This is a genomic window from Desulfosporosinus nitroreducens (genome assembly GCF_023897015.1).
GTDB lineage: Bacteria > Bacillota > Desulfitobacteriia > Desulfitobacteriales > Desulfitobacteriaceae > Desulfosporosinus > Desulfosporosinus nitroreducens.
In genome coordinates, this window is sequence record NZ_JAMHFY010000002.1 from 251,244 (window position 1) to 275,465 (window position 24,222).

General features: G+C 40.6%; 23 protein-coding genes and 1 tRNA gene. 7 read left to right on the plus strand and 17 right to left on the minus strand.

The window, feature by feature from the left end; all coding sequences use genetic code 11:
• Positions 1-97 precede the first annotated feature (97 nt).
• Entirely contained in the window at positions 98-1,360 is a 1,263-nt protein-coding gene (locus tag M8E35_RS03350) for a tetratricopeptide repeat protein (RefSeq protein ID WP_252467345.1), read from the minus strand.
• 252 nt (positions 1,361-1,612) lie between these two features.
• Here M8E35_RS03350 and M8E35_RS03355 point away from each other — a divergent pair, with 252 nt between their 5' ends.
• Complete coding sequence (locus M8E35_RS03355) at positions 1,613-1,873, plus strand: hypothetical protein (RefSeq protein ID WP_373887413.1); 261 nt, start codon at positions 1,613-1,615, stop codon at positions 1,871-1,873.
• Positions 1,874-2,126: 253 nt separating this feature from the next.
• The gene (locus M8E35_RS03360; protein ID WP_252467346.1) at positions 2,127-2,915 is read left to right on the plus strand and encodes a polysaccharide deacetylase family protein; all 789 of its coding nucleotides are present in this window, start codon (positions 2,127-2,129) and stop codon (positions 2,913-2,915) included.
• 12 nt (positions 2,916-2,927) lie between these two features.
• On the opposite strand, the gene M8E35_RS03365 is transcribed toward M8E35_RS03360, so the two are convergent.
• Entirely contained in the window at positions 2,928-3,944 is a 1,017-nt protein-coding gene (locus M8E35_RS03365) for a hypothetical protein (protein ID WP_252467347.1), read from the minus strand.
• Positions 3,945-4,041: 97 nt separating this feature from the next.
• Positions 4,042-4,908 (minus strand): YitT family protein, encoded by an 867-nt coding sequence (locus M8E35_RS03370; RefSeq protein WP_073029283.1) that lies wholly within the window; start codon positions 4,906-4,908, stop codon positions 4,042-4,044.
• A gap of 194 nt (positions 4,909-5,102) precedes the next feature.
• Between M8E35_RS03370 and M8E35_RS03375 the strand changes: the two genes are divergently transcribed.
• Positions 5,103-5,178 (plus strand) — tRNA-Arg (locus M8E35_RS03375).
• Between the two features lie 81 nt (positions 5,179-5,259).
• Here the strand turns inward: M8E35_RS03375 and M8E35_RS03380 are convergent.
• From M8E35_RS03380 to spo0A, 7 genes are all read right to left on the minus strand, one after another.
• Entirely contained in the window at positions 5,260-6,246 is a 987-nt protein-coding gene (locus tag M8E35_RS03380; RefSeq protein ID WP_252467348.1) for an ABC transporter ATP-binding protein, read from the minus strand.
• Positions 6,239-7,234: an ABC transporter ATP-binding protein gene (locus M8E35_RS03385; RefSeq protein ID WP_252467349.1), complete on the minus strand. Its 996-nt coding sequence runs from the start codon at positions 7,232-7,234 to the stop codon at positions 6,239-6,241. The genes M8E35_RS03380 and M8E35_RS03385 overlap by 8 nt, the downstream gene beginning before the upstream one ends.
• Positions 7,234-8,133 carry a nickel transporter permease gene (gene nikC / locus M8E35_RS03390; RefSeq protein WP_252467350.1) on the minus strand — a complete coding sequence of 300 codons (900 nt, stop codon included), beginning with the start codon at positions 8,131-8,133 and terminating at the stop codon, positions 7,234-7,236. The genes M8E35_RS03385 and nikC overlap by 1 nt, the downstream gene beginning before the upstream one ends.
• Before the next feature lie 19 nt (positions 8,134-8,152).
• Entirely contained in the window at positions 8,153-9,085 is a 933-nt protein-coding gene (locus M8E35_RS03395) for an ABC transporter permease (protein ID WP_252467351.1), read from the minus strand.
• A 105-nt stretch (positions 9,086-9,190) separates the two neighbouring features.
• The gene (locus M8E35_RS03400) at positions 9,191-10,837 is read right to left on the minus strand and encodes a peptide ABC transporter substrate-binding protein (RefSeq protein WP_252467352.1); all 1,647 of its coding nucleotides are present in this window, start codon (positions 10,835-10,837) and stop codon (positions 9,191-9,193) included.
• A gap of 12 nt (positions 10,838-10,849) precedes the next feature.
• Complete coding sequence (locus M8E35_RS03405) at positions 10,850-11,533, minus strand: dTMP kinase (protein ID WP_252467353.1); 684 nt, start codon at positions 11,531-11,533, stop codon at positions 10,850-10,852.
• A 222-nt stretch (positions 11,534-11,755) separates the two neighbouring features.
• Positions 11,756-12,556 carry a sporulation transcription factor Spo0A gene (gene spo0A, locus M8E35_RS03410; RefSeq protein WP_073029290.1) on the minus strand — a complete coding sequence of 267 codons (801 nt, stop codon included), beginning with the start codon at positions 12,554-12,556 and terminating at the stop codon, positions 11,756-11,758.
• 435 nt (positions 12,557-12,991) lie between these two features.
• On the opposite strand from spo0A, the gene M8E35_RS03415 reads away from it, so the two are divergent.
• The gene (locus M8E35_RS03415; protein WP_229248212.1) at positions 12,992-13,180 is read left to right on the plus strand and encodes a ferredoxin; all 189 of its coding nucleotides are present in this window, start codon (positions 12,992-12,994) and stop codon (positions 13,178-13,180) included.
• Between the two features lie 77 nt (positions 13,181-13,257).
• On the opposite strand, the gene M8E35_RS03420 is transcribed toward M8E35_RS03415, so the two are convergent.
• The 7 genes from M8E35_RS03420 to M8E35_RS03450 form a co-directional block, all read right to left on the minus strand.
• The gene (locus M8E35_RS03420) at positions 13,258-14,139 is read right to left on the minus strand and encodes a ferredoxin-like domain-containing protein (RefSeq protein ID WP_252467355.1); all 882 of its coding nucleotides are present in this window, start codon (positions 14,137-14,139) and stop codon (positions 13,258-13,260) included.
• An 11-nt stretch (positions 14,140-14,150) separates the two neighbouring features.
• On the minus strand, positions 14,151-14,297 hold the full coding sequence (locus tag M8E35_RS03425) for a hypothetical protein (RefSeq protein WP_252467357.1): 147 nt from the start codon (positions 14,295-14,297) through the stop codon (positions 14,151-14,153).
• A 418-nt stretch (positions 14,298-14,715) separates the two neighbouring features.
• Positions 14,716-15,198, minus strand: a complete 483-nt coding sequence (locus tag M8E35_RS03430) for a hypothetical protein (protein ID WP_252467359.1) — start codon at positions 15,196-15,198, stop codon at positions 14,716-14,718.
• A gap of 208 nt (positions 15,199-15,406) precedes the next feature.
• On the minus strand, positions 15,407-15,757 hold the full coding sequence (locus M8E35_RS03435; protein ID WP_252467361.1) for a recombinase: 351 nt from the start codon (positions 15,755-15,757) through the stop codon (positions 15,407-15,409).
• Between the two features lie 634 nt (positions 15,758-16,391).
• On the minus strand, positions 16,392-16,928 hold the full coding sequence (gene pssA, locus M8E35_RS03440; protein ID WP_073029295.1) for a CDP-diacylglycerol--serine O-phosphatidyltransferase: 537 nt from the start codon (positions 16,926-16,928) through the stop codon (positions 16,392-16,394).
• On the minus strand, positions 16,925-17,563 hold the full coding sequence (locus M8E35_RS03445; protein WP_252467362.1) for a phosphatidylserine decarboxylase family protein: 639 nt from the start codon (positions 17,561-17,563) through the stop codon (positions 16,925-16,927). Before M8E35_RS03445 ends, pssA begins: the two co-directional genes overlap by 4 nt.
• Positions 17,564-17,617: 54 nt before the next feature.
• A complete protein-coding gene (locus M8E35_RS03450) occupies positions 17,618-20,398 on the minus strand; it encodes a helicase C-terminal domain-containing protein (protein ID WP_252467363.1) in 2,781 nt (926 codons plus the stop codon).
• A gap of 141 nt (positions 20,399-20,539) precedes the next feature.
• On the opposite strand from M8E35_RS03450, the gene M8E35_RS03455 reads away from it, so the two are divergent.
• The 3 genes from M8E35_RS03455 (at position 20,540) to M8E35_RS03465 (ending at position 24,176) form a co-directional block, all read left to right on the plus strand.
• Positions 20,540-21,040 carry a hypothetical protein gene (locus tag M8E35_RS03455; RefSeq protein ID WP_252467364.1) on the plus strand — a complete coding sequence of 167 codons (501 nt, stop codon included), beginning with the start codon at positions 20,540-20,542 and terminating at the stop codon, positions 21,038-21,040.
• A 297-nt stretch (positions 21,041-21,337) separates the two neighbouring features.
• Positions 21,338-23,368 carry an aminodeoxychorismate synthase component I gene (gene pabB, locus M8E35_RS03460; protein WP_252467365.1) on the plus strand — a complete coding sequence of 677 codons (2,031 nt, stop codon included), beginning with the start codon at positions 21,338-21,340 and terminating at the stop codon, positions 23,366-23,368.
• Positions 23,355-24,176 (plus strand): aminotransferase class IV, encoded by an 822-nt coding sequence (locus M8E35_RS03465; protein WP_252467366.1) that lies wholly within the window; start codon positions 23,355-23,357, stop codon positions 24,174-24,176. The genes pabB and M8E35_RS03465 overlap by 14 nt, the downstream gene beginning before the upstream one ends.
• The last annotated feature ends 46 nt before the right edge of the window (positions 24,177-24,222 follow it).

Here is a 24,222-nt window from a genome sequence, read left to right on the forward strand (position 1 = left end):
CGAATATCCCCCCGTCTCCTTTTAGAAGCAACTTCTATATTGTTATTCTAACTGAATTGCGATAATTAATAAAGCTACTTTTATAAGATTTTGGAAATTACTTCTTCTTGCGAAGACGTTTTGAAACCTGTTGCACCCTGTATTCTATCCAATCCGTTGCCACCTCAGCATCACGCCCCCTTTTCAAAGCCTTCCAGTAGCACTCCAAGGCGTCGCGATCATTATGGCGTTTTTCATAAAACTCTGCTAAATGTATTAAGGCCTCCAAGGTAAACTCCCTATGGAGTTTAGATCTGTCTTCCGGCATATCTTGGGTGTTTAGCGGACCTTCCTTTTGCTCACGCAACCCTTTTAGGAGAGCCAATGCTTCATAAACTTCACTTTTGCGCTGGTCATCGTGATACAATTCAAAGAGATTTCGTGCCTTTAAATAGTATATTTCAGATTTTGTAAAATCCATTGAAAGAAATAGTAAGCTTCCTAAATTTTGATAGCGTATAGCAAGATCTATAGTTTGCTCAGGATAAAAATGAACCGATAATTCAAGATAATATCTTGCTTCTTGGTAATCCTCTAAGTTTTGTTCAATTTTGCTAAGAAAATAACAGCTTTCACTGAAAACCTCCTTGGTGTCAAACTTTAAACAGAGACTAACTGCTCTTTGTTGACTTTCAAGGGCTAAACGCATTTCATTTTGGTCAAAGTAAAGTAAAGCCAAATATTGAAGTGTCGTCGATAAAGCGACCATATCCTGCAGTTGGGCAAATAGTTGACAGGCATGTTTTAAGTTTCCTAGAGCTTCAGTTTTCTGCCCAAGTCTAAAGCATAATTCTCCGGAAAGAACATCCAACTCTGCCTCTCCTTTTGGGAAACCATGCAAGCGACAAAGTTCTACTGCCTTTGCATATGAGTTCTTGGCGCTAGTCCATTTTTCAAGAGCGGTATAAACTTGACCCATGTCAGCATAAAGCATTCCGAGCCTGAGCTGGGGGGATGATTTAGGGTAAACAGCTATTGCTTGTTCGTACTCTTCAACCGCTTTCGGAAGCATTCTCTTTTTAACTGAGATACTTGCCAAACCAGCCCAGGCTTCAGCCATTCCTTTAGAATTCTGAATCTCTTGGCAAATGCGTAAAGCTTCTTTAAACCCTTCTTCAGCAAACTCCAAATTCCCCAGGCGCACTCTTACCGTCGCTAGAAGTCGCAGGGTAAAGGCCACAATTTCTGGGACGGTTAATTCGTAGGCCTTTAATAAGCCCTGAATATAATATTTTTCTGCTTTAAGATATTGCTCATCTCCAAGACACTCTGTTCCATCTTCCATAAGGTTACGCCAGATGTATAAGTCAGCATCGTACATATAAATCCCTCCGTGTCTGTTCCATCATATGCACGAGGGGATTTATTGGGCATATTATAAAGATATAAGTTTTAAATATGTGAAATCCAAGGTCCAAACAAATGTTTTAGCAGAGTACGGCAGCTTTGGAATGTGACATGATGGCAAAAATTGTGACAGCTGAGATGCCTTGTATAAGAAATACTTTAGGGTGAACTAGCTTGTAATCTAGACATAAAAGTCGAAATATGATAATCTTAAGCTCAGAAGGGAGTGTTTGGCTTGAATACTTATCGTCCTGCACAGTCTTCAAATTACTGGATGGTTGCCCTCAAATTAGTCATTCTCATTCTGGGACTATATGTCTCAGCCTTGGTCTTAAGTAAAGTGTTTTCTTTGGTATTTGCTGTAACATTTTTTGTAGTACGTATTCTTGTTTTTATAGCGGTTTCATTCGTTGTCCTTCATATTTTCCTTAAATTATTGTTTAGAGTAGATTTGATCCAGTCAGGTAAGCGATTTATTCAACGCTAGAACATACTGGATTTTTCCCTAACGTAAATTTACAAAATTGGCTAACGCTGAACTTTTAAGACACCAGCTTTAACCTTAGTTACACTCAATACTTTCTGCTCTGGAAAAATACTTTTCCATTCATCAATGAAGTCGCATAGCGGAATATAAGTCTGACTAGCAGTTTTAAAACGCCTTTACAGGCGTTTTTTTGTTTTACTTCTCATGATCTTGCTATTGTATGAATATCTTTTAGTCGAAGGAGGAGTGCCAAATGCGAATTATTATTTTCAAACGTCCCTCATGGCGAAATGTTGCTCTCTGGGGAATTCTTTTATTCGTCATGCTTGCTTACCGTGAAAATGTTACATCTGTTTTCTCTGGAAAATTAAAACCGATCTACTCAGTCAACGTTAACACCAAAGCTATTGGTCTAACCTTCGATATTAGTTGGGGAGAGAAGACGGCGGAACCCATACTAGACATTCTTAGGAAAGAAGAAATTCAAGCAACGTTTTTCCTTTCCAGTCCCTGGGCTGAAAAGCATCAAGAATTAGTGCGCAAAATGATAGTTGAAGGGCATGAAATCGGTTCGCATGGAAACCGTCATATCGATCTCAACACTTTAGGGGCAGAAGAAATAAGAAAAGAGATTACCAGTGCCCAGCAAGTCCTAGAAAAAATTACAGGTCAAAAAATACGACTGATTCGCACCCCTAATGGAGCCTATAATAATAAGGTTATAGCTACAGCCGATGAACTGGGATATCGTGTGATTCAATGGAGTGTTGATTCTCTTGACTGGAAGCGTCCCGGCCCAAGTGCCGTCGTTAACAATGTGCTTAATGGCCCTCGTCCAGGTACAGGAGCTAAACCTGGAGATATAATTCTATTTCACGCCTCCGACTCTGCTCCTGATACGATTGAAGCCTTACCTACCGTGATTCAGAGCCTTAAAAGCAAGGGGAATACTTTACTTCCTGTGGGAAAATTATTATCTCAATCAAGCAGTACCTGGCCACCTGAAAGTAATTTGAAAGAAGAGGCTCTCCCTGCCAAGTAACTGCCCGCCTGACTACCATTGTTCATTGGTTTCAGCCACTGCGGCGCGAAGACTTTGATCCGCTTTTAGTCGCTCATTGATTTGATCAAGGGCTTTTTGGGCATCAACATTTAATTGACCCTCAATTCCATCTTTTATTGACCGTTCCAGTAAATCCTTACCCTCTTCTAACTTCCCTTCTTCCAAAACGCGAATTCCATTCACATAGGTTATGCATGCATCCCCCTGGGGTAGGCCTTTTAGAGAGGCCAGGCTATTAGACAGAATCAATTTGTCGTCTTGATAAATACCAAGGATAGCTTTTTTAGTCTCAAATAACGTATTAGCAGGGCGCCATATTTGAGCATCGATTAATTGACTAAGCTCAAGAGCTTTCGACCATTGCGCTTCTTCTATTGCGACATTAAATGCCATAGACAGGCATGCAGGATTATCCGGATTTAACTGTTGAGCTGCTTTGAGCTCTGTTTGTGCAGTGTGAAGATCTCCCCCAATTATGGCTGCTTGCGCTAAGGTTAAATGCCTAAGGGTCTGCTCATCGATCGATAATGTCTTCCAGTCCATATTAGTATCTGTCAGTAAACGTTGTGATTGCTGAGCATCCCCCTTTGAGATGGACATCAGACCTTTCCCCAGTGATATAAGACTGCTGTCACTCATCTTAGCCAACACGTTCTGAGCTGAGCTTAATTTTCCCTCTTGCAAATAAAACAGGTATAACCAAAATTGATGTTTTCTGTCTTGATATGACGCCAACTTGGATTCGTCTATGTCCTTACTTCCCACATTAAGCGCCAACCACAGGTTTGTATCTTTGACAATTGCCAGATTTTTTAACAAGGCTGCATTCTTCTCTATCCAATGCAGTTCCTCTTGAACCCTCTGAACATCATAAACACTTTTTGCGTGTTTTAGTTGTTGCATACGCCAAACGAAGGGCCCCAGAGTGAACATAAAAACAATAACCAAGAAAAGTAAGAATACTGTCTTCCAGCGACTTCTCTGGCCTCTTTTGCGCTGACTAAACAATCTCAATCCCTCGTTTCAAAGTGCCCTAAAATGATTCAAAAGCAGATCTCTATCCTCAAACACTATTTTATATTATCTCTAATCATTAGATCGCTTCTCAGTGTCCCTTCCACGAAGAAAAACCTTCCCCTACAACTTCAGGCACTTCGGAAATAGCTACAAAAGCTTGAGGATCCTGATCACGAACAATTTCCTTTATTTGAGACAGTTCTGAACGGTTAATAACGCAATAAACAACTTGCTTAGCTTCACCCGAGAAAGCGCCGATTGCTTGAAAAAGTGTTACCCCTCGCTCAAGCTTATCGATGATCTCCTCAGCAATTCTCTGAGGCTGAGCAGTTACCACCAAAACTGACTTGGATACACTTAAGCCCTCTTGAACAAGATCCACAACCCGTGTAGCAATAAACATATAAATCATGGCATACATAGCCATTTCTGGGCCAAACAAAATGGCTGCGCCCAGAAAGATAACTGCATCAATACCAAGCAGGATTTGTCCAACGCTAAAAGAGGTAGTTCTAGTAAGCAATACTGCTAATATGTCAGTTCCGCCAAGCGATCCTCTGGATCGGAAAATGAGACCCATTCCGATTCCAGTAAGAACTCCGCCAGATATCGCGGCCAACAACGTATCATTAGTTAATGCGGGCAGATGTGTAGTCAGAGAAAGCGTCGCTGAGAGAACTCCCACACCTACAATACTGAACACTAAAAAATCTCTCCCCACCATACGCAGTCCGAGAAAAAAAAGTGGCAGATTTAAAAGGAGAACAGCCCAACTAACTGGCCAACCAAATAAGTAATGCAGAATTATCGAGATCCCTGTGACTCCGCCATCAGCTATTTCATTGGGAATAATTAATGTATTGATACTTACGCTTACAATAGTTGAACCAATTACGATTCCAAAAAAGTGCTTAAACAAATACCATGTAAAATAGTCACGAAAACGTCTCAGCAATAGGAACCCCCGTTCTTCACCTGTAACAGTGCATTGTTATCTTTTAAATTATACAGTAGAGTCTTTTAAGAAACAAATCCAAAGCTAACTTAGCTTTTACTATATCATAAAGAGAATATTGCATTCAATGGATCCTGCTATTTAGCTTGACAAAATACTCATAATTGGATAAAGTATTGAAGTGCCTCTTATAAGCGCTCGTAGCTCAGTGGATAGAGTGACGGTTTCCGAAGCCGGAGGTCGCAGGTTCAAATCCCGCCGGGCGCACCATGATAAAATTAGCCACAACTATTGTTGTGGCTTTTGTTGTAAATATTATTCATTTATATTACAGCCCTTCGCTCAGTAATCTTAAATAAAATGACAAGCTACGAAATGATCGTTTCCAATATCTCTAAAATTCGGATCCTGCTCCTTGCAAATAGTTTGTACCTTAGGGCAACGCGTATGGAATCGACAGCCCGAAGGTGGATTAACTGGGCTGGGAACATCGCCTTTAAGAATTATGCGATCTTTTTTAACGGTCGGATCTGGAACAGGAATAGCTGATAATAAAGCGATTGTATAAGGATGTTGAGGATTTTTATAGAGTTCCTCTGAATTTGCAAGTTCTGCAATCTTACCCAAATACATAACTGCAACGCGGTTACTAATATGTTTAACTACTGATAAGTCATGTGCAATAAATAAATACGTCAAATGATACTCTTTTTGTAAATCTTCAAGTAAGTTAATCAACTGTGCTTGAATCGATAAATCTAATGCGGATACTGGTTCGTCGCAGATAATCAACTTTGGGTTAAGCGCTAAAGCTCTAGCGATTCCAATCCGCTGTCGTTGTCCTCCCGAAAATTCATGTGGATAACGTGCTCCGTGATAAGGACTTAAGCCTACAACATCTAAGATCTTACAAACACGTTTCTCACGCTCGGCACGATTCGAAACTCCCTGAATCAAAATAGGTTCTGCAATGATATCCCCCACTCGCATGCGAGGATTCAAAGAAGCATATGAATCTTGGAATATCATTTGCATCTGACTGCGCATCTTGCGCATCTCTTCATGGGAAAGCTCATTCAGAACCTTTCCCTCGAAAATGACCTTTCCTTTGCTTGGTTCCAGTAATCTTAAGATTACCCGCCCAATAGTGGATTTTCCACATCCGCTTTCTCCAACTAATCCTAGTGTTTCCCCGCGACGAATTTCGAAAGAAACTCCGTCAACTGCTTTAAGATCACCTACATACCGCTGAACTGCTATTCCCTTCTTGACAGGAAAATATTTCTTTAGATTCTCAACCTTTAACAGGGTTTCAGTCGTTTTTTTAGTTTCAATCATGTCGTTTACCCTCTTCTTTATATAAAAAGCAGCTTACGAAATGCCCTGCCTCAATCTCGAGCCAGGTCGGTTTTTGTTGTTCACAAATGGGCTTTTTTTGATTACATCGCTGTGCAAAATTACACCCCTGCGGTAAATTGCGCAGATCAGGGGGTTGCCCTTGAATAGGTTCCAGACGTTGCTTTGCCCACACATCAAGTTTTGGCAACGAACCTAGCAATCCCCATGTATACGGATGCATAGGCTTGGTAAATAAAGAAACAGCATCAGTGTATTCGACCGTATTTCCAGCATACATTACTAACACTTTTTGGCACAATTCTGCGACAATCCCTAGATCGTGGGTAATCAACATAATGGCTGTACCAGATTCCCTTTTCAAGTCATTCATCAAATCTAAAATCTGAGCCTGAATAGTCACATCGAGCGCTGTTGTTGGCTCGTCAGCAATAAGAAGTTTTGGATTACAGGATAGAGCCATAGCGATCATAACACGTTGTCGCATACCACCACTAAATTGATGCGGATAATTGTCTATGCGTACTTCCGCTTCAGGAATACCAACCCTTTTTAACATTTCGACAGCCTTTTTTTTTGCCTCCGTACGTCCTGCTTTCTGATGAAGCATAATAGCTTCCATTATTTGCTCTCCAACAGTAAGTACTGGATTTAAGGATGTCATTGGGTCCTGGAAAATCATAGCAATATCATTGCCACGGATCCTCATTAATTCATCCTCCGAAGCCTTGAGCAAATCTTTGCCATCAAACATCACTTCTCCACTTACGATTTTACCTGGAGGCATAGGAATCAGACGCATAATAGACATGGCCGTAACACTTTTTCCTGAACCCGATTCACCTACAACTCCAAGAGTCTCTCCAATTCGAATCTCAAGGTTCACGCCATCTGCAGCCTTTATAACCCCGGCATCCGTGTGAAAATTTGTTCTAAGCTCTTTAACACGGAGTAACAATTCTTGATCCATTACTTTATCCTCCTAAGGTTCAAGCGCGGATCCAGAGCATTACGCAACCCGTCACCTAATAAATTATAACCTAGTACAGTTAAAAAAATGGCTACACCGGGCCAAACAACCAGCCACGAAGCATTAAAAATGAAGTCTTTGCCTTCTGCCAGCATGGATCCCCAACTTGGCGCAGGAGGCCGAACTCCAAGGCCTAAGAAGCTCAATCCTGCCTCAGCTAAAATAACTCCTCCGATATTCAGGGCAGTGTAAACAATCACTGGTGCTATAGCGTTGGGAAGGATATGTCTTAAAATAATTCGTCTGTCTTTTGCCCCGATAGAGCGAGCTGCTTCTATATATTTACTTTCCTTAACCAAGATAACTTGTCCACGGACAAGTCGCGCATAATTTGTCCATCCCACTATACCTAAGGCAAAGAAGATATTAAGCAAGCTTGGTCCTAAAAAAGTCATGATTGCAATTGCCAAAAGGAAAAATGGAAATGCTGAGAAAATATCCGTAATTCTCATCATTAGTGAATCAAGCCATCCCCCATAATAGCCTGAAAAAGCACCAATGATGACTCCTATGACTACGGAAATACTTGTAGCCACCACCCCGATGATTAATGACGCCCTAGCTCCGTATATAATTCTGCTAAAAATATCCCGCCCAAGAACATCTGTACCCATTAAGTGAGCCAAGTTGGGTTCTTTTAGTGAATCTTTCAAAGCAATCTGTACAGGATCATAGGGGGCAATAACATTGGCAAATAAGGCAACCAGTATCAAGAAAACAACCAGGAAAAGGCCGAATATCGCACGCCTATTTCTTTTCAGGCGAACCCACATTTCCAAGAAAAGTGAGGATGTCTCATATAATTCCAAGGTTTTATCGGCATCTGAATTAGTTGACATTTTCTTACCTCCTTAGCCGTTAATCATATCGAATCCGCGGATTTAAAAATGCATAGGAAATATCTACAAGCAAGTTTATAACCACAAAAACGAGGGCTAGAAAGAGCGTAACCCCTTGGACAACAGGATAATCTCTTCTGGAGATGGCATTAAAAAGCATGTATCCAATTCCAGGAAGCGAAAAAATTGTCTCAATTAAAATCGTGCCACCCATTAAGCTCGCAAAATCCATGCCTGCATGCGTGGACACTGGAATAAGAGCATTTTTCATTCCATGTTTGAAAACAACGACCTGTTTAGAAAGACCTTTAGCACGAGCAGTACGAATATAATCCTCACCTAAAACTTCTAACATGCTAGAGCGAGTCAGCCCGGCATACATTGCCATTGACGCAAAACCTAGTGCAAATCCGGGCAAGATATAGTATTGAAGATGAAACCCTTCACCACCAGAACCACTGATCGGCAATATCCGAAAAATAACGCCAAATACTAATTGTAAGACCATCCCCAACCAGAAAGTTGGCAACGAGAGACCTATTAACGTAAAAAAGGTAGTAAAAGTATCCCAAAAACTGTATTGCCTAACTGCGGACAATACTCCAATAAGTAAACCAAATGTTATCGCAATCGCTGAGGCTACCACTGCTAAACAAAAGGTAACAGGGATTTTATCTAAGAGCATCTGGGAAACCTCTTGATGTTGTATGTAGGATCGACCAAAATCTCCATGAAGGACATTCCAAAGGTAATTTAGATAACGAGTTAAAAAGGGCAAATCTAATCCCAATTCCTGGCGAACACTTTCCATGGTTTGAGGAGAAATATGTTGACCTAACATTAATGCTACCGGATCTCCAGGGACAAAAGACATCATCCAAAAAGTTAACATTGATATCCCTAAGATAACAGGTATCAATTGAAAAATACGCCGAATGACAAAACGTATCACAAATTACCTTCCTCCTAAAAATTAAACAATTTACTCGAATAGTCGTACATTAAATTGGAGTTTATGCATCAGTAAGCATAAACTCCAATATTAATTGAACCAAAGTTACTTGGATAACCAGACTGTACGCATATCTTTATGGTCTAAAGCACTAATGGTCAGGTCATGAACTTTCTTTCCGAACAAACGCAGATAGTTAGGGTTAAATGTCCAAACGGCAGGCTGATCTTCTACGACTAATTCTTGGATCCTTTTGTAGATATCCATACGTTGGGTTGTGTCAGTTTCCTCTAAGCCTTGAGTCAGTAGACTTTCAACTACTGGGTCAGAATAAAAAATAACATTATTCATCCCCCATTGGGATTTGGAATAAAGAATGTTAAGAAAATTAGCTGGATCCGGATAATCCGCAACCCAGTTGACGCGAAACATTTGATTTTCGCCTGACTGCATAGCTTTAACGTAGGAGCCCCATTCCATGTTTCTTAACTCGATTTGAATTCCAATCTCTTTCAATTGGCCTTGGAAAGCTTCTGCAATTTTTTGATTTTCTTGATTAAAGTTGTAGGCATACTGGATTGGTGCGAGGCCTTTACCATCAGGGTACCCTGCTAAAGCTAAATATTCTTTAGCTTTAGCAGGGTCAAATTTTGGTGCTTTTAGATCTTTATCATAGCCTGGCATTGTTGAAGGCAATGGTCCGTTGGACATAGTTGAGTCTCCCTCGAGTACAGTATCAATAATACTCTGGGGATCAAGAGCATAGGCAATTGCTTTGCGTAAGTTGACATTATCCTTAAACGGCGCCTTATTCAGGTTAAATCCGATAAACTGTGTAGTTAAAGTGGTTTGATTAATGGCTTGATCAGGGAATTCCTTGATAATAGATTTTCTTTGACCCGGAGGCAACATGTCTACATAATCCAAGTTTCCGGCACGAAACTCATTTAAAGCCGTCGATTCATCATTAAAAATTTTATAGACGACTCTATCGACATGAGCCTTGGTTCCATAATAATCATCAAACTTCTCTATTGTTACGTCTTGATCGGAATTCCATTTTACAAACTTGAAGGCTCCTGTTCCAATTAAAGTTTCGGGAGTGGCGACAGGCCTACCAAAATCTTTACCCGCCTTTAGCGCAGACTCTATCTTATAAATACTGACTGCCGGGTGCCCTAAAGAGGTGAGAAAAGCTGCATTCTTGTCTCTTAAAGTCACTTCAATCGTAAAGTCATCAATCTTTTTTAGTCCTGAAATTGTCTTGGCTTCTCCACTATTCACTTCAGCGAATCCAACAATAGGTTCAAGTGGGAAGGCAACGGGGGAAAGCGTGTCTTTGGCAGCTAAACGATTCCAGACATCTAAAACATCCTGAGCTTTTACTGCAGTTCCATCATGAAATTTAACGTCATCGCGAATATGAAATTTAATAACTTTCTTATCCGCAGAATAATCCCATTTTTCCGCTATACCGGGCATTACTTCTAAAGAAGAAGGATCGTATTTTACAAGTCCGTCATATAGTTCTTTGCCAATTTGAATGCCATTAATTTCTTCTAAAAAGGCAGGTTCCAAAGCTGAAGGACTTGAAATCATCCCAAAACGAAATGTTCCACCATCAACAGGAGTTGCACCGTTTGGTTTATCCCCATTTGTCAGTGCAGCATTCGGTCCACATCCAGACAGGATTAAAGCTACTGCTAACAAAACAGCAATAACCAAATACCAACGTCCTTTACCCTTTAGCATCCTTTTTCCTCCTTAATCTTCGCCATGGATGACTTTTGTTACAATTTCATAAATGTCCCTGTGAATATCTTCCTTACTTCGCAACTGTCCATTATGTACGCAATTAACCATTTCCCAGCCAAATGATGCTCTGATCTGAGTAGCATTGTTATATGAGTGAACTAAGTAATCATAATTCCTTTCATGTATGTCCTTCTCACCGTCGCCAAATTTGTTAGATCTGTTGTTTAGTAGGATCTGACTGTATTGTGGATGCATATCGAGGAAAATTACGCAATCAGGTACTGGAAGTTTGAACTTTACGAACTCCAAGTCCCATAACCAATTGAGATATTCGTCCCGTTCGTCAGGGTTGATTATTTTAGCCGCCTGATGAACCATATTGGATGTGGTGTACCTGTCGGCTAAAATGATGCCGCCACTCTGATAGAAGTCTCCCCACTTTTTTTTATAGGAAGCATATCTATCAGTAGCATAGAAAGTGGACGCTGCATAGGGATTGACATCGTTCGGATTATTGCCAAATTCCCCATTCAAATACATTTTGATAAGAGCAGAGGACTCGCTCTGATAATCAGGAAATTCTACATGCTTAACGTTATAATTATTCAGGGATAGTTTATCAAACAATAATTTTGTTTGCGTCGCCTTGCCACTGCCATCTCCTGCTTCTATGACTATGAGTTTTCCCTTCAAAAAAACCGGCTCCTTTTTATGCTTTATATCTACTGAAAAAATAAAGTTTGGATTAAAGTAATTAGCGTTACTTTAATGATTAGTCTATCAATAAAATTGCATTTCAACAACACTTTAATAGTTAATTGTAAGATTTAATTACAAAATCAAAAGCACCTCTCTTTTGCCCTAAAGGTAAAAGGAGATGCTTTTATAATTGAATTATTCAAGTCTTTTCTATTTCTAGCTAACCTTGCTCATAACTCTCAACTTGTCAGCTAACAAAGCTATAAATTCTGAGTTAGTGGGCTTTTGTCGCTCTATATTCATTGAATATCCGAAAATTCTCTTCAAGGTATCAGTATGTCCACGTTCCCATGCCAACTCTATCGCGTGGCGAATACCACGTTCTACTCTGCTGGGAGCAGTATCGAATTTCTTGGCAATGCTTGGGTATAGCTCTTTGGTTACCGCACCTAGCAATGAAACATCTTCAACTACCATCAGAATAGCGTCTCTAATATATTGGTATCCTTTTACATGAGCTGGAATCCCAATTTGATGCATCATCGTCGTCACTTCCACACACAGGTTCAACCCGCTTCCAACGGTTGAAACAACAATTGGTGAAGCAGAGGAATTATGGTTAGGCTGGGATGAAGGTATGTCTTGAGTTAAAGATCGAATACGTTTACTGAGAATATCTAAATCAAACGGTTTAAGTATAAAATAGTCGACACCCAGCATCATTGCTTGATGAGTAAGTGATTCCTGTCCAAAGGCTGTTAGCATGATTATTTTAGGTCGATTTATAGTTGTACGCGAGTTGATTCTTTCTAATACACCTAATCCATCCAAATTAGGCATCACTAAATCAAGAATAATTAAGTCCGGTTCCTGACTTTGAATAAGTTCCCACGCTTCTAAACCATTATTTGCAACTCCAACAACGATTAAATCTTCTTGGCCTTGGAGATAGTTTTGTAGCATTTGACATAAATTACGATTATCATCGGCAACAATTATTTTTATTTTCTTACTCATTCTTAAAATCATCCCGCCTTAAATGTATTCCGGTCCAGCATTAGAGTCATAATTTACGTTTGCATCTCTCCGGTGCTTTTATTATACGCTATGGTTGATGTCGAAATCGCAAATAATAAGTCAACACTAATTTCCGCTTAAAAGTGAGATGCGACCTAACTTCAAAGGGTTTATTTGGATATTTATGGTATTTTTATTTATCGCAAAATCTACCATCATTTTCCATTCAAGTTATTGACTGACATAAGATTAGCGAATTAATACTAACACAATCGAGATTTATCAAACTGCTGGGTATAATAGAGATTTCCTTTAATCAAATACATGAATTGCAAAGAAACATTAAAAATAAAGTGTATTTCATGTTAAGTTTATTGTTATTTGTGGTTATACTATGGGCGAATGATACTTAAGAAGGTAAAGGAGGATGATATTATGATAGCTGCAGTCGACAAAGATGCTTGTATTGGTTGTGGAGCTTGTCCGGAATTTTGCCCTGAGGTTTTTAAGATGGAAGATGACGGATTAGCCGTAGCCTATACTAACCCTGTTCCAAGTGAAGTTGAGTCAGCCGCCAAAGATGCTGCTGACGGCTGTCCGACAGATGCTATACATGTCGAATAATTAAAATAGACCGAATGTAGATTAAGAGGTTAAGACAATCAAAACGCGGATGGCAATGCATCCGCGTTTTGATTGTCTTAGTGTTTTGTTTGCTCCGCAAATTCACGCAGTCCATCTATTCCGATTCGGTCAATGAGACGACCAATCCGTTCTTGAGGCTTGGCATTTTCTTTATAATACGAAATGACCGCATCCATGACTGACAATACTTGCTCTCTCTGCAAATTTTCCAAAAGGATATTACCCGGTCTTGGCTTAACTCCGCCATTTCCGCCTACATACAAATGATATCCTTTGCTAGTACCCATCAATCCTAAATCGACCGAAGCTGAGTCTGTACATTTATTGGGACAACCAGCAACCCCGATCTTAAATTTAGAGGGTAACTGCATACCATGATAACGTTTGTCAATTTCCATCCCTAGAGATAGCGTTTCTTGCAGACCTCTTTTACAAAAAGTATCGCCTGGGCAAACTTTTACACTTCGCACACATAATCCGACAGCATGTCCAGGGTCCATGCCAAGTTCATCCCAGATTTTAGGGACATCCTCGGGTTTTAGTCCAACGATAGCAATACGCTGAGCAGAAGTCACCTTAATTGCTTGAGCATGATATTTTTCAGAGACATCAGCTATCTTACGCAGGATTTCCGGAGTGGCAACACCAGCCGGTATATGAGGAGCAATTGAATAAGTTTTCTTATCCATTTGCAAAATCCCTCCCGCTGGTTGAGCTTTTGCAGCAGCCTCCGCCGACATCTCGCCTTGTTCCACAGAATTTACTTTTTCCAACAAAACATTAGGATCTAAATTATGCATTTGGGCTGCATTGGCCAGGGTTTCATTGACTGAAAAAGCACACCCCAGACAGTGTAATCCTAATTCCTGCATTGCTTCTGCTGTTTTTGGATTGGAGGACATTATGTCTTTTAATTTCATATCTAGTGTAAAGCGCATCTACTCAACTCCTAACCATGAATGAGCATTGGCAAACAACGCGTACATACATGTTTTTCTTCACCTTGATGAGCATAAGTCAAAATAGGCGCTAATTCGCTTGTAGTACCACAATGATCGCACTCCATCTCAGGAGCCTCTTTTTTAACGTCTGCCATTGAAATAACCTCCTTCTTTATGATCATAGATTAACATGCCAGCCATCGCTTAAGTGTGACCTAAAACACATTTCTGAGTGTATTTAAGCACGCTCCAAAGTAAACCTATTTCAGCCTCAGTTTAAACCATTATTCGATAAACTATGCAATGTCTTGTACTTATTCTTTAATCTGGTCAGTGTTCTAACTAATACCTCAACAAGTTTTCGTTATGAATTTATCTATCTCAAACTTATACTGCAAGAAACACGGTTTACCCCAATGAGGTACACCGTGTTTCAAACTATTTCCTTCAAAGCCTAAAGTTCAGTTGGCAAACAGATATAAAATTAACCCAATAACTAAGTAGACAATACCCACAAATAAGCGTAAAGGTGCTTTACTCACTTGAGTACTTGAACTCATACCGGTATAAGGTCTAAACCGACCCTCCATCTTGATCCCCCCCAATATACGAGAGATCGTTGATTTGCTTAATTCCTTGAATTTGCCAACCCTTTTCAGTTTTAGCCAGACTCATGGAAAATGTTGCCTGCTGAACTTTTTCTAACGACGATGTCCATGAAACACGCACAATGATATCTTGCGAACTGTCCAAGTCAGGATTCATAAACTCCACTTTTTGTAATGACAGCATTGGATCCTTGTTCATTAAGGTCTCCCAAACCTTAAACTCACTTTCATCCGCAGAACCCTTTGGTAAACTTACCAGATCACGAGCTAAGTCAATTTGGCGCAAATCCATATACTTCCAGAACTGTTGGATTGTTGTCCTTTGAGAATTCCCGTAGTGTGGATCCGCTAGAGTCGATATCACTGCTTGAGGTGTTTTCAAGACGACTATTGTCATTAGACATAAGAGTGATATCCCAATTAACCATACATAACGACTTTGACGCATAATTTCCCTCCTTGCTTGTCTCTACTATATATTCTAGGAGGGAAAAGTAAATTTCAGACCACTTTAGCCAAAAACTTTTCTTAATACATTAAGCACGAACTCCGGCAACCGAACATAATAAATTCGCATAGTCTCCTTCCTCCTTTGCATCCCTTTTAATATCCATTACTTAGTGGTAATGTATGCAGACAAAGCGGGGAATGACCTTCTAAACGGATTGGTAATTCTTTACTGCCTCTTCGAGTTGAGCAACAAGTAAACGCTCCTCCTCTGTATTTGCTGTAAAATAAAGCCGTCCAATAATACCGGTTATAACTTTTAGGACGTCTTCCAAAACTAGCTTCTCTTTCATAGCTAATTGGGCACTGGTTTCTATCAAGGCAATTCCGAATTGATGCCCTACACCCTCTTTAATCATGCGGGTACAACTCTTTCCTAACAACCTCATGACTAAAGAAGCTTCCTGAACATCTAGTTGACGAACTGCATCAATCGTTGTCGTTAAGCCTTGCACCATACGTAATCCCACGCTATTCCAACTTATTTGTTGATTTTCCATTAATATGTCCCCCCTAAACATTCAGTTCCCGTGCCATACTATATGCCTGAAGCGTTACAAGGGTGAAAAAAAGAGTAGAGAAGGTAAATACCTTCTCTACTCTTGAGAGATTCGTTATTTATAGCTTGTTATTTCCAGATACAGGTCATGAACACCAAGACCCATGCCGGAAGGCGCACATGAAATGTGCCTTCTCCCCAGCAACGTCACCCCGTTCCAATGCCCCAAAAGCCCAGGACGCAGTGTGACACGAGCGCGACGTCTTTACGTAAGCAGAAAAGCAAACTTCCGTTTAAGCGACCCCAGATACGGGGCAGTGTACAAGGTCCCCTCCCGCCATCCTTAGCTCCGGGGACACTAGTCCATCCATGGACGTCGGATGTACACTGCCACCAGTGAGCCAAGGCCCCATCTCGCCGTCAATGGCTACAGGGGCACTAGACACCCATCCATGGTCGTCGGACGACGGCACAGGACGTGCCTAGTGCAGGGTGAGCCATGGACGGCATAGCAAACTGCCAGCTCATCTGGCGGAACACTCACCCGTATTCCGCCCGCTCCCTAGAGAAACGAGCTTAAACGGTTAGTTTGCTCTGCGTCGTAAGCATCGAGCGCTGTGTCACACAAGTCCCCTCTATTTTCCCAACTTCGCCACCTTAAATGTCGAAACCATTAAAAAAGCCAAAATAAACATACTGCCTAAATAAATATACCATGGCAACATAGTTCGGAAAAACATTAACAGAGCCATAAAACCACCAGCGAAAGTAATCGGTACGCCAACAAAATAAGTCGTAATATTAAGCATGTTAAAACGAGCTAAACGTACAGCACCGCATAAAGCAAAAACTGCAGCAATACCTAACCCGGTATACCTTACGTAATCTGGCTGAGGATACAAGATTGCTTGGTAAGTAAGAATAGCAGGTGCCACCCCAAAAGAAACCAAGTCACTTAGAGAATCAAGTTCTTTACCAAAATCAGAGCTCACAGAAAGTCTGCGGGCTACCTTTCCGTCCAAACTATCCATAAGAACAGAAAGCACAATCATAGCTGCTGCTAAAGTGTACTGCCCTTCAATAACCCAGATCAGTGCCAGGAAACCAAACAGCAAATTTGCCAAGGTGAAGATACTTGGGATCATGCGTGCAGTAATCGGATTTTTCCTCATTCCACGCTCACCTTCCCAACTATAGTTAGTCCTCCTCGCACCTTGTCTCCTTGCTTAACCATTATTTCAACATTAGTAGGCACAAAAATTTCTGTACATGATCCAAACTTAATCAAGCCAAATCTTTCCCCTTTGGTCATGACGTCTCCTTTATCAACCCAGCACACTATGCGACGAGCAATAAATCCTGTCACTTGTGTCACTAAAATTTTCAAGTGACTATTTTCAATTCCCACAAAGTTTTTTTCATTTAGCTCTGAAGCATGGCTTTTAAAGGCAGGAATCATTTTACCCGGGCGATAGGCACGAAAAACAACTTCTCCAGCCATTGGACTGCGGTTAACATGGACATTAAAAACGCTTAAGAAGATTCGAACACGGATGCTTTCTCCGTTAAAGAATTGGTCCTCATAGACCCTTTCTACATCCATAACTACCCCGTCTGCAGGGGAAACTAACGTTAATTCGTCAATAGGCACTTGTCTTTCCGGGTTTCGGAAAAAAAATAAAACAAATAAAAACAGAATTCCTGGTAAAATAATAAGCCACGGCCAAACCCAATAGGCTAAAGCCGTTAGCCCTGCTAATATCGCAAGATACAACCAACCATCACGGGAAATGGGATATTGTTTCACCTAAAAATTGACCTCCTCCTCTTGATTTACTCTAGTTTATCATTTTTAGGACGATTATAAAAGCTCTTCACTTAAATCCCTGGTATATTCCTCGATTTTTCGAAATACGAGTGCATTCTCTCCTCGAATATGGGTCCTTATTGGCAATGAACCTAAAAAGAATCTTCCGTAATATTTTTCAATGACCCGATCATCCAGTAAGATGACGACCCCTCGATCCCCCTTAGACCGAATCAGACGCCCGAATCCTTGTTTAAAGCGAATAACAGCTTCAGGCAAGAGGAGTTCATGGAAAGGATCTCGTCCTTGAGATTTTAGATACTCTGAGCGAGCCTCAATTAATGGCAACGAAGGAGGCCAAAATGGAAGCTTAACTAAAATGACACAAGATAATGTATCGCCGGGGATATCAATTCCCTCCCAAAAGCTGTTAGCCCCCAAAAGAACACTCTTAGGATTCCTCTTAAAAGCTTCAAGCAGCGTGCTGCGCTCACCTTGTATTCCTTGAGCCAAGGATTCGATTCCATCCTTAGCCAGTAAAGGACTCAAATACTCATACGTTTGCCGGAGCATACTGTGGGCAGTAAATAGAACCATCGTCCGACCATTCATTCGCCCTGCAACTTCAGCAATAAACTCAGCAAGTTCTATAGCCTTTTCCCCATCAGTATTTTGAAAGTTCATGCCTTTTTTAACTACGATAAATTGCATCTGTCGCTCATAGTCAAAGGGGGAATCAACCTGTGCAGTTAAAGTAGACTTTGGCAATCCAATATCTTGAAGAAAATGTTCAAATGAATTTGAGATGCTTAAGGTGGCTGACGTCAAAATGACGGAATCGAGACGAGAAAATATCTTTTCTCTTAGAATTTCACTAACTTCAATTGGTGAAGTCTTTAAATACAGTCTAGAAGATTGTTCAAGCCAGGTTACTTGTTTGGGATTATTTACATTTATCGCCAGTATAAGAGTGTCTACAAATGATTGTAAGTCTCTCTGATGACTATTTAAGGTATATTTTAATTCCTCGATCTCATCTGCGTCATCTCCACTTAAGACGCTTGTTAAACTTTCGAGGACGGTAAGCAGGCCTTTGAGTCTTCCCACTAAGTTTTCGATCTGAACGCTAAGTCCTGCCCACCAAGGTTTAACTGTATGTTGGGCAACAAATCGGAACGTTCGCTCCATTCCTAGAATCATCGACAACAACTCGAATAATTCCTTCATCTGTTCTAAGACATTTGCACAAGTTTCAGGAATTCCCTCCAACCGTTTAGTAAATATCTCCCAAGGTACAGATGGCACACTGCTTGCAAGTGACTGCAGACGTTGTTTGACTGCCCCATAAAAATTTATTCCGGTTGGCCGATATATATTATCAATAATTCGTGTAACATTTTCTACACTTAGTTCCGAACCGAGGTGTTGCAGTGCCGTTTGATAGATCTGATGGGCCTCATCAATCACTAATTGATGATATTCAGGCAAGACATTATAATCTGTTTTTAGATCCGAGAAAAGGAGCGAATGATTCACAATCAGAACATCAGACTCTTCAGCTTTTTTTCTAGCTCTAAGCAAGAAGCAAACTCCAGCTTTCGAGCACCTTCCCGGAATACAGGTTTCATTATCCGCACTTATATTTGGCCAAAGTTCCATGAGTCCAGGAACTTTCGAAAGTTCTTGGATGTCCCCCGTTAAGGTTTCTCTTAACCAAACTAGGATACTTAATACTGCCAGTTTTTGTTGGTTGCCTAATATTTCTCGATTAACTAAGCACCCTTGCCATTTTTTGAGGCAACAATAATTACTTTTCCCCTTTAGTACAGAGGTTCTAAACGAAAACGGCAACACCGCTTCTAAAATCGGAATATCCTTTTTCTGAAGTTGTTCCTGAAGTGGAATTGTATGGGTCGCTACAACGACTTTTTGACCGGTTTTTTTAGCTGACCATAGGCTTGGAATCAAATAAGCAAATGATTTTCCTGTCCCTGTACCAGCTTCAACAACAACGTGCTGTGAAGAAGAAAGCCCTTTCGCTATTAATCTTGCCATCTTCACTTGACCCGGTCTGCTTTCATAACTTGGTAAATTTTGTTCGAGGTTCCCTCCTGGAGAAAAATTGTCTACAACCCAGTCTATAGATTCCGGAATACTTGTCGCTATCTTTTCGGCGGCAAACAGGCCCTCGTCTGTAAAAGGGGTAAGAACTTGATCCGTACGGATTGGGCGGTCAGGAAAGGACCTAATAATTTCTTTATGCAATTGTTCAATAAAATCTTTACCTACCCATTCCGCCATAAAGCCTTTGGCATGATCAAAAAAACTCAAATCGAACTTCATGCCTTTTTTCCAGCATGCTTCAAAAAGTTTCCAAGTTAACCAGGCCTTTTCTTCCGACAGATGCAGTGTTTCATCTTTTAATGGTAATGAAAGCTTATCAGCCAAGTATGACAGTTGGTAATGATGCATAGTTGGGAAAAAAACCTTGCTTAAGTCTAATGTATCCCATAAAGGTTGCTGAAAACGAACGTTTAACTTCCTTTCAAGCATAGAGAGGCAGACCGATATTTCATGACCAACTAAAACTGCATCACCAAGAAAATTCATGATTTCTTGGTGATCACTAGATAATGGCAACTCATTACCAAGTTTCTCTATTTGAAGATCCGTATGCCATTTACCGGTTACTCCTTGGTCTGGTTGTAAAAGATAACGACATGATTCGTGAATCTGTCCGTTACGAACTCGAAGTGCAGCAAATTCAATGAATTTATCACTTTCAAGCTCCGAGTTCAATGTCTCCACATCAAAAAACACGATATCCTTATCCACAAATGTTGACCCCTCTCTTAATGATATTGTACACTATTTTTAACATTCGGACCAACAAAGCAGGATTTTTCAAAATCTATAGCGAATACTCTTTATGAATTTGAAATTCGACTATCTTTGATTAGGAAGAGGGATTCCCCATTGTTGAAAAAAAAGATATCGATGTTCGGACTCAGTCTCGCGATTTTATTCTCCTGTCTTTTCCTTAACGGATGTTCTCCCAAACCCTTTTTAACACAAGACGGAACATATGTAATCTTGACTGTTTCCCCTTCAGGAATGACCCAATCAGAGCTGGTAGAATTACCTTGGAACACGAATATGGCGGTACTGCAAAAATTCCTCTTAGAGGCTTCATTTGTCCTGAGCGATTTACACACTCCCAGTTCATTGGAAACATCTACAGAGACCCCAGTCAAAGCAACGAGGATACAAGCTAATTTCCCTCAGCCAAAGCGCATGAAATTTGTAGTAGACAGCAAAGTACTTACAATGGATGTACAGTCTATACAGATAGAGGTAGAAGGGGCAAATGTGGGGCAAGTCATCCTCAATCAGACAATTATATTACAGGGGATTGAAAATCCCAACCTTCAACCAGCTTTTCAGGAGTTAACAGATGCGTTGCATAAAGTGGAATAGAAAGTTGCATTAATGCAACTTTTCTTTTTGTACTGTGACACTGAAATTAAAGAACATAAAACTGGCGTTAATGCACCAAAAGCTGGCGACTACCCCAAGCTTTCTTTTTAAGGAGTCTATTACAACTTTAAAAAGCAGTTCAGCTTGAAAGTCCATAATTGGATAAAGACTGCTTAACTAGAGACACTATATTGCATTAGAATCCTATAACTCAGAACTAAAATCTTGACTATTGTTTTGCTTGACTATCATAGCTAAATCTAAAAATTTTGCAATGTGCGATAGGGGAAAAAATTTATGATTTTTTTGCTGGATAATCATGATTCCTTTACTTATAACCTTTACCAATACTTCGGTGAACTTGGTGAGGATGTCGTAGTCAAACGTCGAGATGCGTGCACTCTTAAAGATATCGAAGAGTTGCATCCCGACCTGATTGTGATATCGCCTGGTCCTTGTACACCCGATGAAGCTCCCCTATCCCTAGCTGTTATCGAACACTTTAAAGGTCGAATCCCAATTTTAGGGGTATGTCTCGGACATCAAGCTATAGGACAATTTTTTGGAGGAAAGGTTATCCGTGCCAAGCAACCAGTTCATGGGAAAACAATGCCCATTCGACATGATCAACACGGAGTCTTCCAAGAACTTGTTAATCCTTTGGAAGTAACACGTTATCATTCTTTGATAATCGAGCGTTCTACCCTTCCTGAAGAACTGATAATTACCGCAGAAACAACTGATGGTGAAATAATGGGTATTCGCCATACTGAACTGCCGATAGAAGGCATTCAATTTCATCCTGAAGCGATCTTAACTCAGTCTGGTCATCAATTATTAAAAAACGCCCTTCGAAATGCCAAGTTATGGCAGTACCATAATTCCCCCTCACAATGGGTGGTTCAGCCACTCTCTTTGTCAATTCCCCCTTATCTCTTATTCCAAGCATTTAAAGAAGAGCCCTCCCCTTTTTTCCTGGATAGCGGAAATGATTACAAAGAACTCGGTCAGTATTCATATATGGGGGCATCCCCTTTTTTAGAAGCCACAGCCTATCCAGATCAACTCGAACTAATATGGCCCTACCTTTCAAAGCGAGACTTAACCCCTCTTCAACGATCTGAATGTCTAAACTTTCTTGATGATATAAATGGTAAATACCGTGTACCTAATTCTCCTTTTCCCTTTTCCGGTGGGGCCGTTGGATTTTTAAGTTATGACCTAAAAAATGAAATTGAACATCTTTTAAAGTATGCTAAAGATGACTTAAACTTACCGCTGTGGCGTTTTGCCTGGTATGATGGAATTGTTATTTATGATCATGATCAGTGTAAATATTGGATTGCAGCTTGTGGTATTGAAGAAGACGGAAGATGTGGTGCTGAATTAGCTCGTACTCGAATCCAACGCTTGGAACAAAAATTAAATACATTTGCCAGAGAGCAAGCCCAGCAAAAAACATTTGACGCATTAGAAACTCAAACCCATTCTAAAATCGAACCAAGTGTCACGAGAGAACAATATTTAGGAGATTTACAGCGTGTAATTGACTATATCTTCGCAGGTGATATTTACCAGGCCAATCTCACCCAACGCTTCTACGTGAATTGGGAAGGAGATGCCTGGGATCTCTACTCTCAACTTCATCAACAAAATCCTGCTCCCTTTGCTGCTTTTCTGCCTTACTCAGATTTTCAAGTTCTTTGCAGCTCTCCTGAACGGTTTATACGAATTAAACCGGAAGGACAAATAGAGACTCGTCCGATTAAAGGTACCCGTCCGCGTGAAGACTTACCTTCGGCTGATCAACAACAAGCCGTTGAGCTTCAAAACAGCCCCAAGGACCGTGCGGAATTAACTATGATTATTGATTTAGAGCGCAACGATATCGGGCGTATTTGCAAGTTTGGAACGGTTAAAGTTCCTAATTTGATTAGGCTGGAAAAATATCCAACAGTCTGGCATCTTGTCTCGACTATTACCGGACAATTGTTGCCAGGGTTAAAACCAAGTGAGATTTTAAAAGCAGTTTTCCCGGGGGGGTCAATCACCGGTGCTCCAAAGATTAGAGCTATGGAGATTATCGAAGAGTTAGAGCCGCATACTCGCGGGCTTTATACTGGAAGCATAGGTTATATGGGCTTTGATGGTGCCTGGGACTTTAATATTGTTATACGTACCATCTTATTAAAAGATGGAAAGGCCTTTATCCATGCTGGAGGAGGGATTGTCGCAGACTCCAGACCCGAGGCTGAATATACTGAGACTCTCGATAAAGCTAAAGCACTTTTTAGGGTTTTGAAAGGAAGTTTACATGATTCCCGATGAGACTATTTTAACTAATGACCGTTTGGTTTTATTTGGATTTGGACTTTTCGAAACTCTTCTTATCACAGATCGCGGGCCATTATTTGCTGATCTGCATTGGCAACGTATGAAAAAGGGAGCTCAGATACTCGGCCTCAGGTTGCCAGATAAACGAGAATGGTTACGACTTATTCAAGTGTTCATCCAACAAACTCTGGAAACCTTCCCATATGCCCTGAGGATCACTCTAAGCGGCGGATCACCCTTGACCCGTCATCCTGCCCAACTTCTACTTCACAAACGTTCAATACCATACACACTCGAACAGTATACCTCTGGGATACAGCTTAACTTGTTGCCATACCCTAGGAATGAACAATCTCCTTTGTGCTCTATTAAATCAACAAATTATCTAGAAAATATTTTGGCAAAGGAAGAGGCTGGTCGCCAGGGGTGTGAAGAAGGATTATGGCTTAATACCCAAGGATTTCTTGCTGAAGGGACAATGAGTAATCTCTTTTTTCTGAAAGATGGAACTCTCTTTACCCCTTCGCTTTCTAGTGGGTGTTTACCTGGAACTCGCCGTCAAGTTATTCTCAATTTAGCTCGCTCTCAACAAATCTCTATACAAGAAGGCTTATATACCTTATCTGACCTCTTATCGTCTGATGAAATCTTTATGACAAACTCCTTAATGGGTATAATGCCAGTTCGTAAAGTTAACGCTTCTTCCTTTCCGGTGTCTCCACTAGGCTCGCTAAATTCAGGAATGAGATGCCTTGAAACTGCGTACAAGAATTTTGTGAAGACATCCGCCTATCTTTTTTGAAACTTATTAATTCTAAATACAAGAGAGGTGCCCAGTTATAATTCCC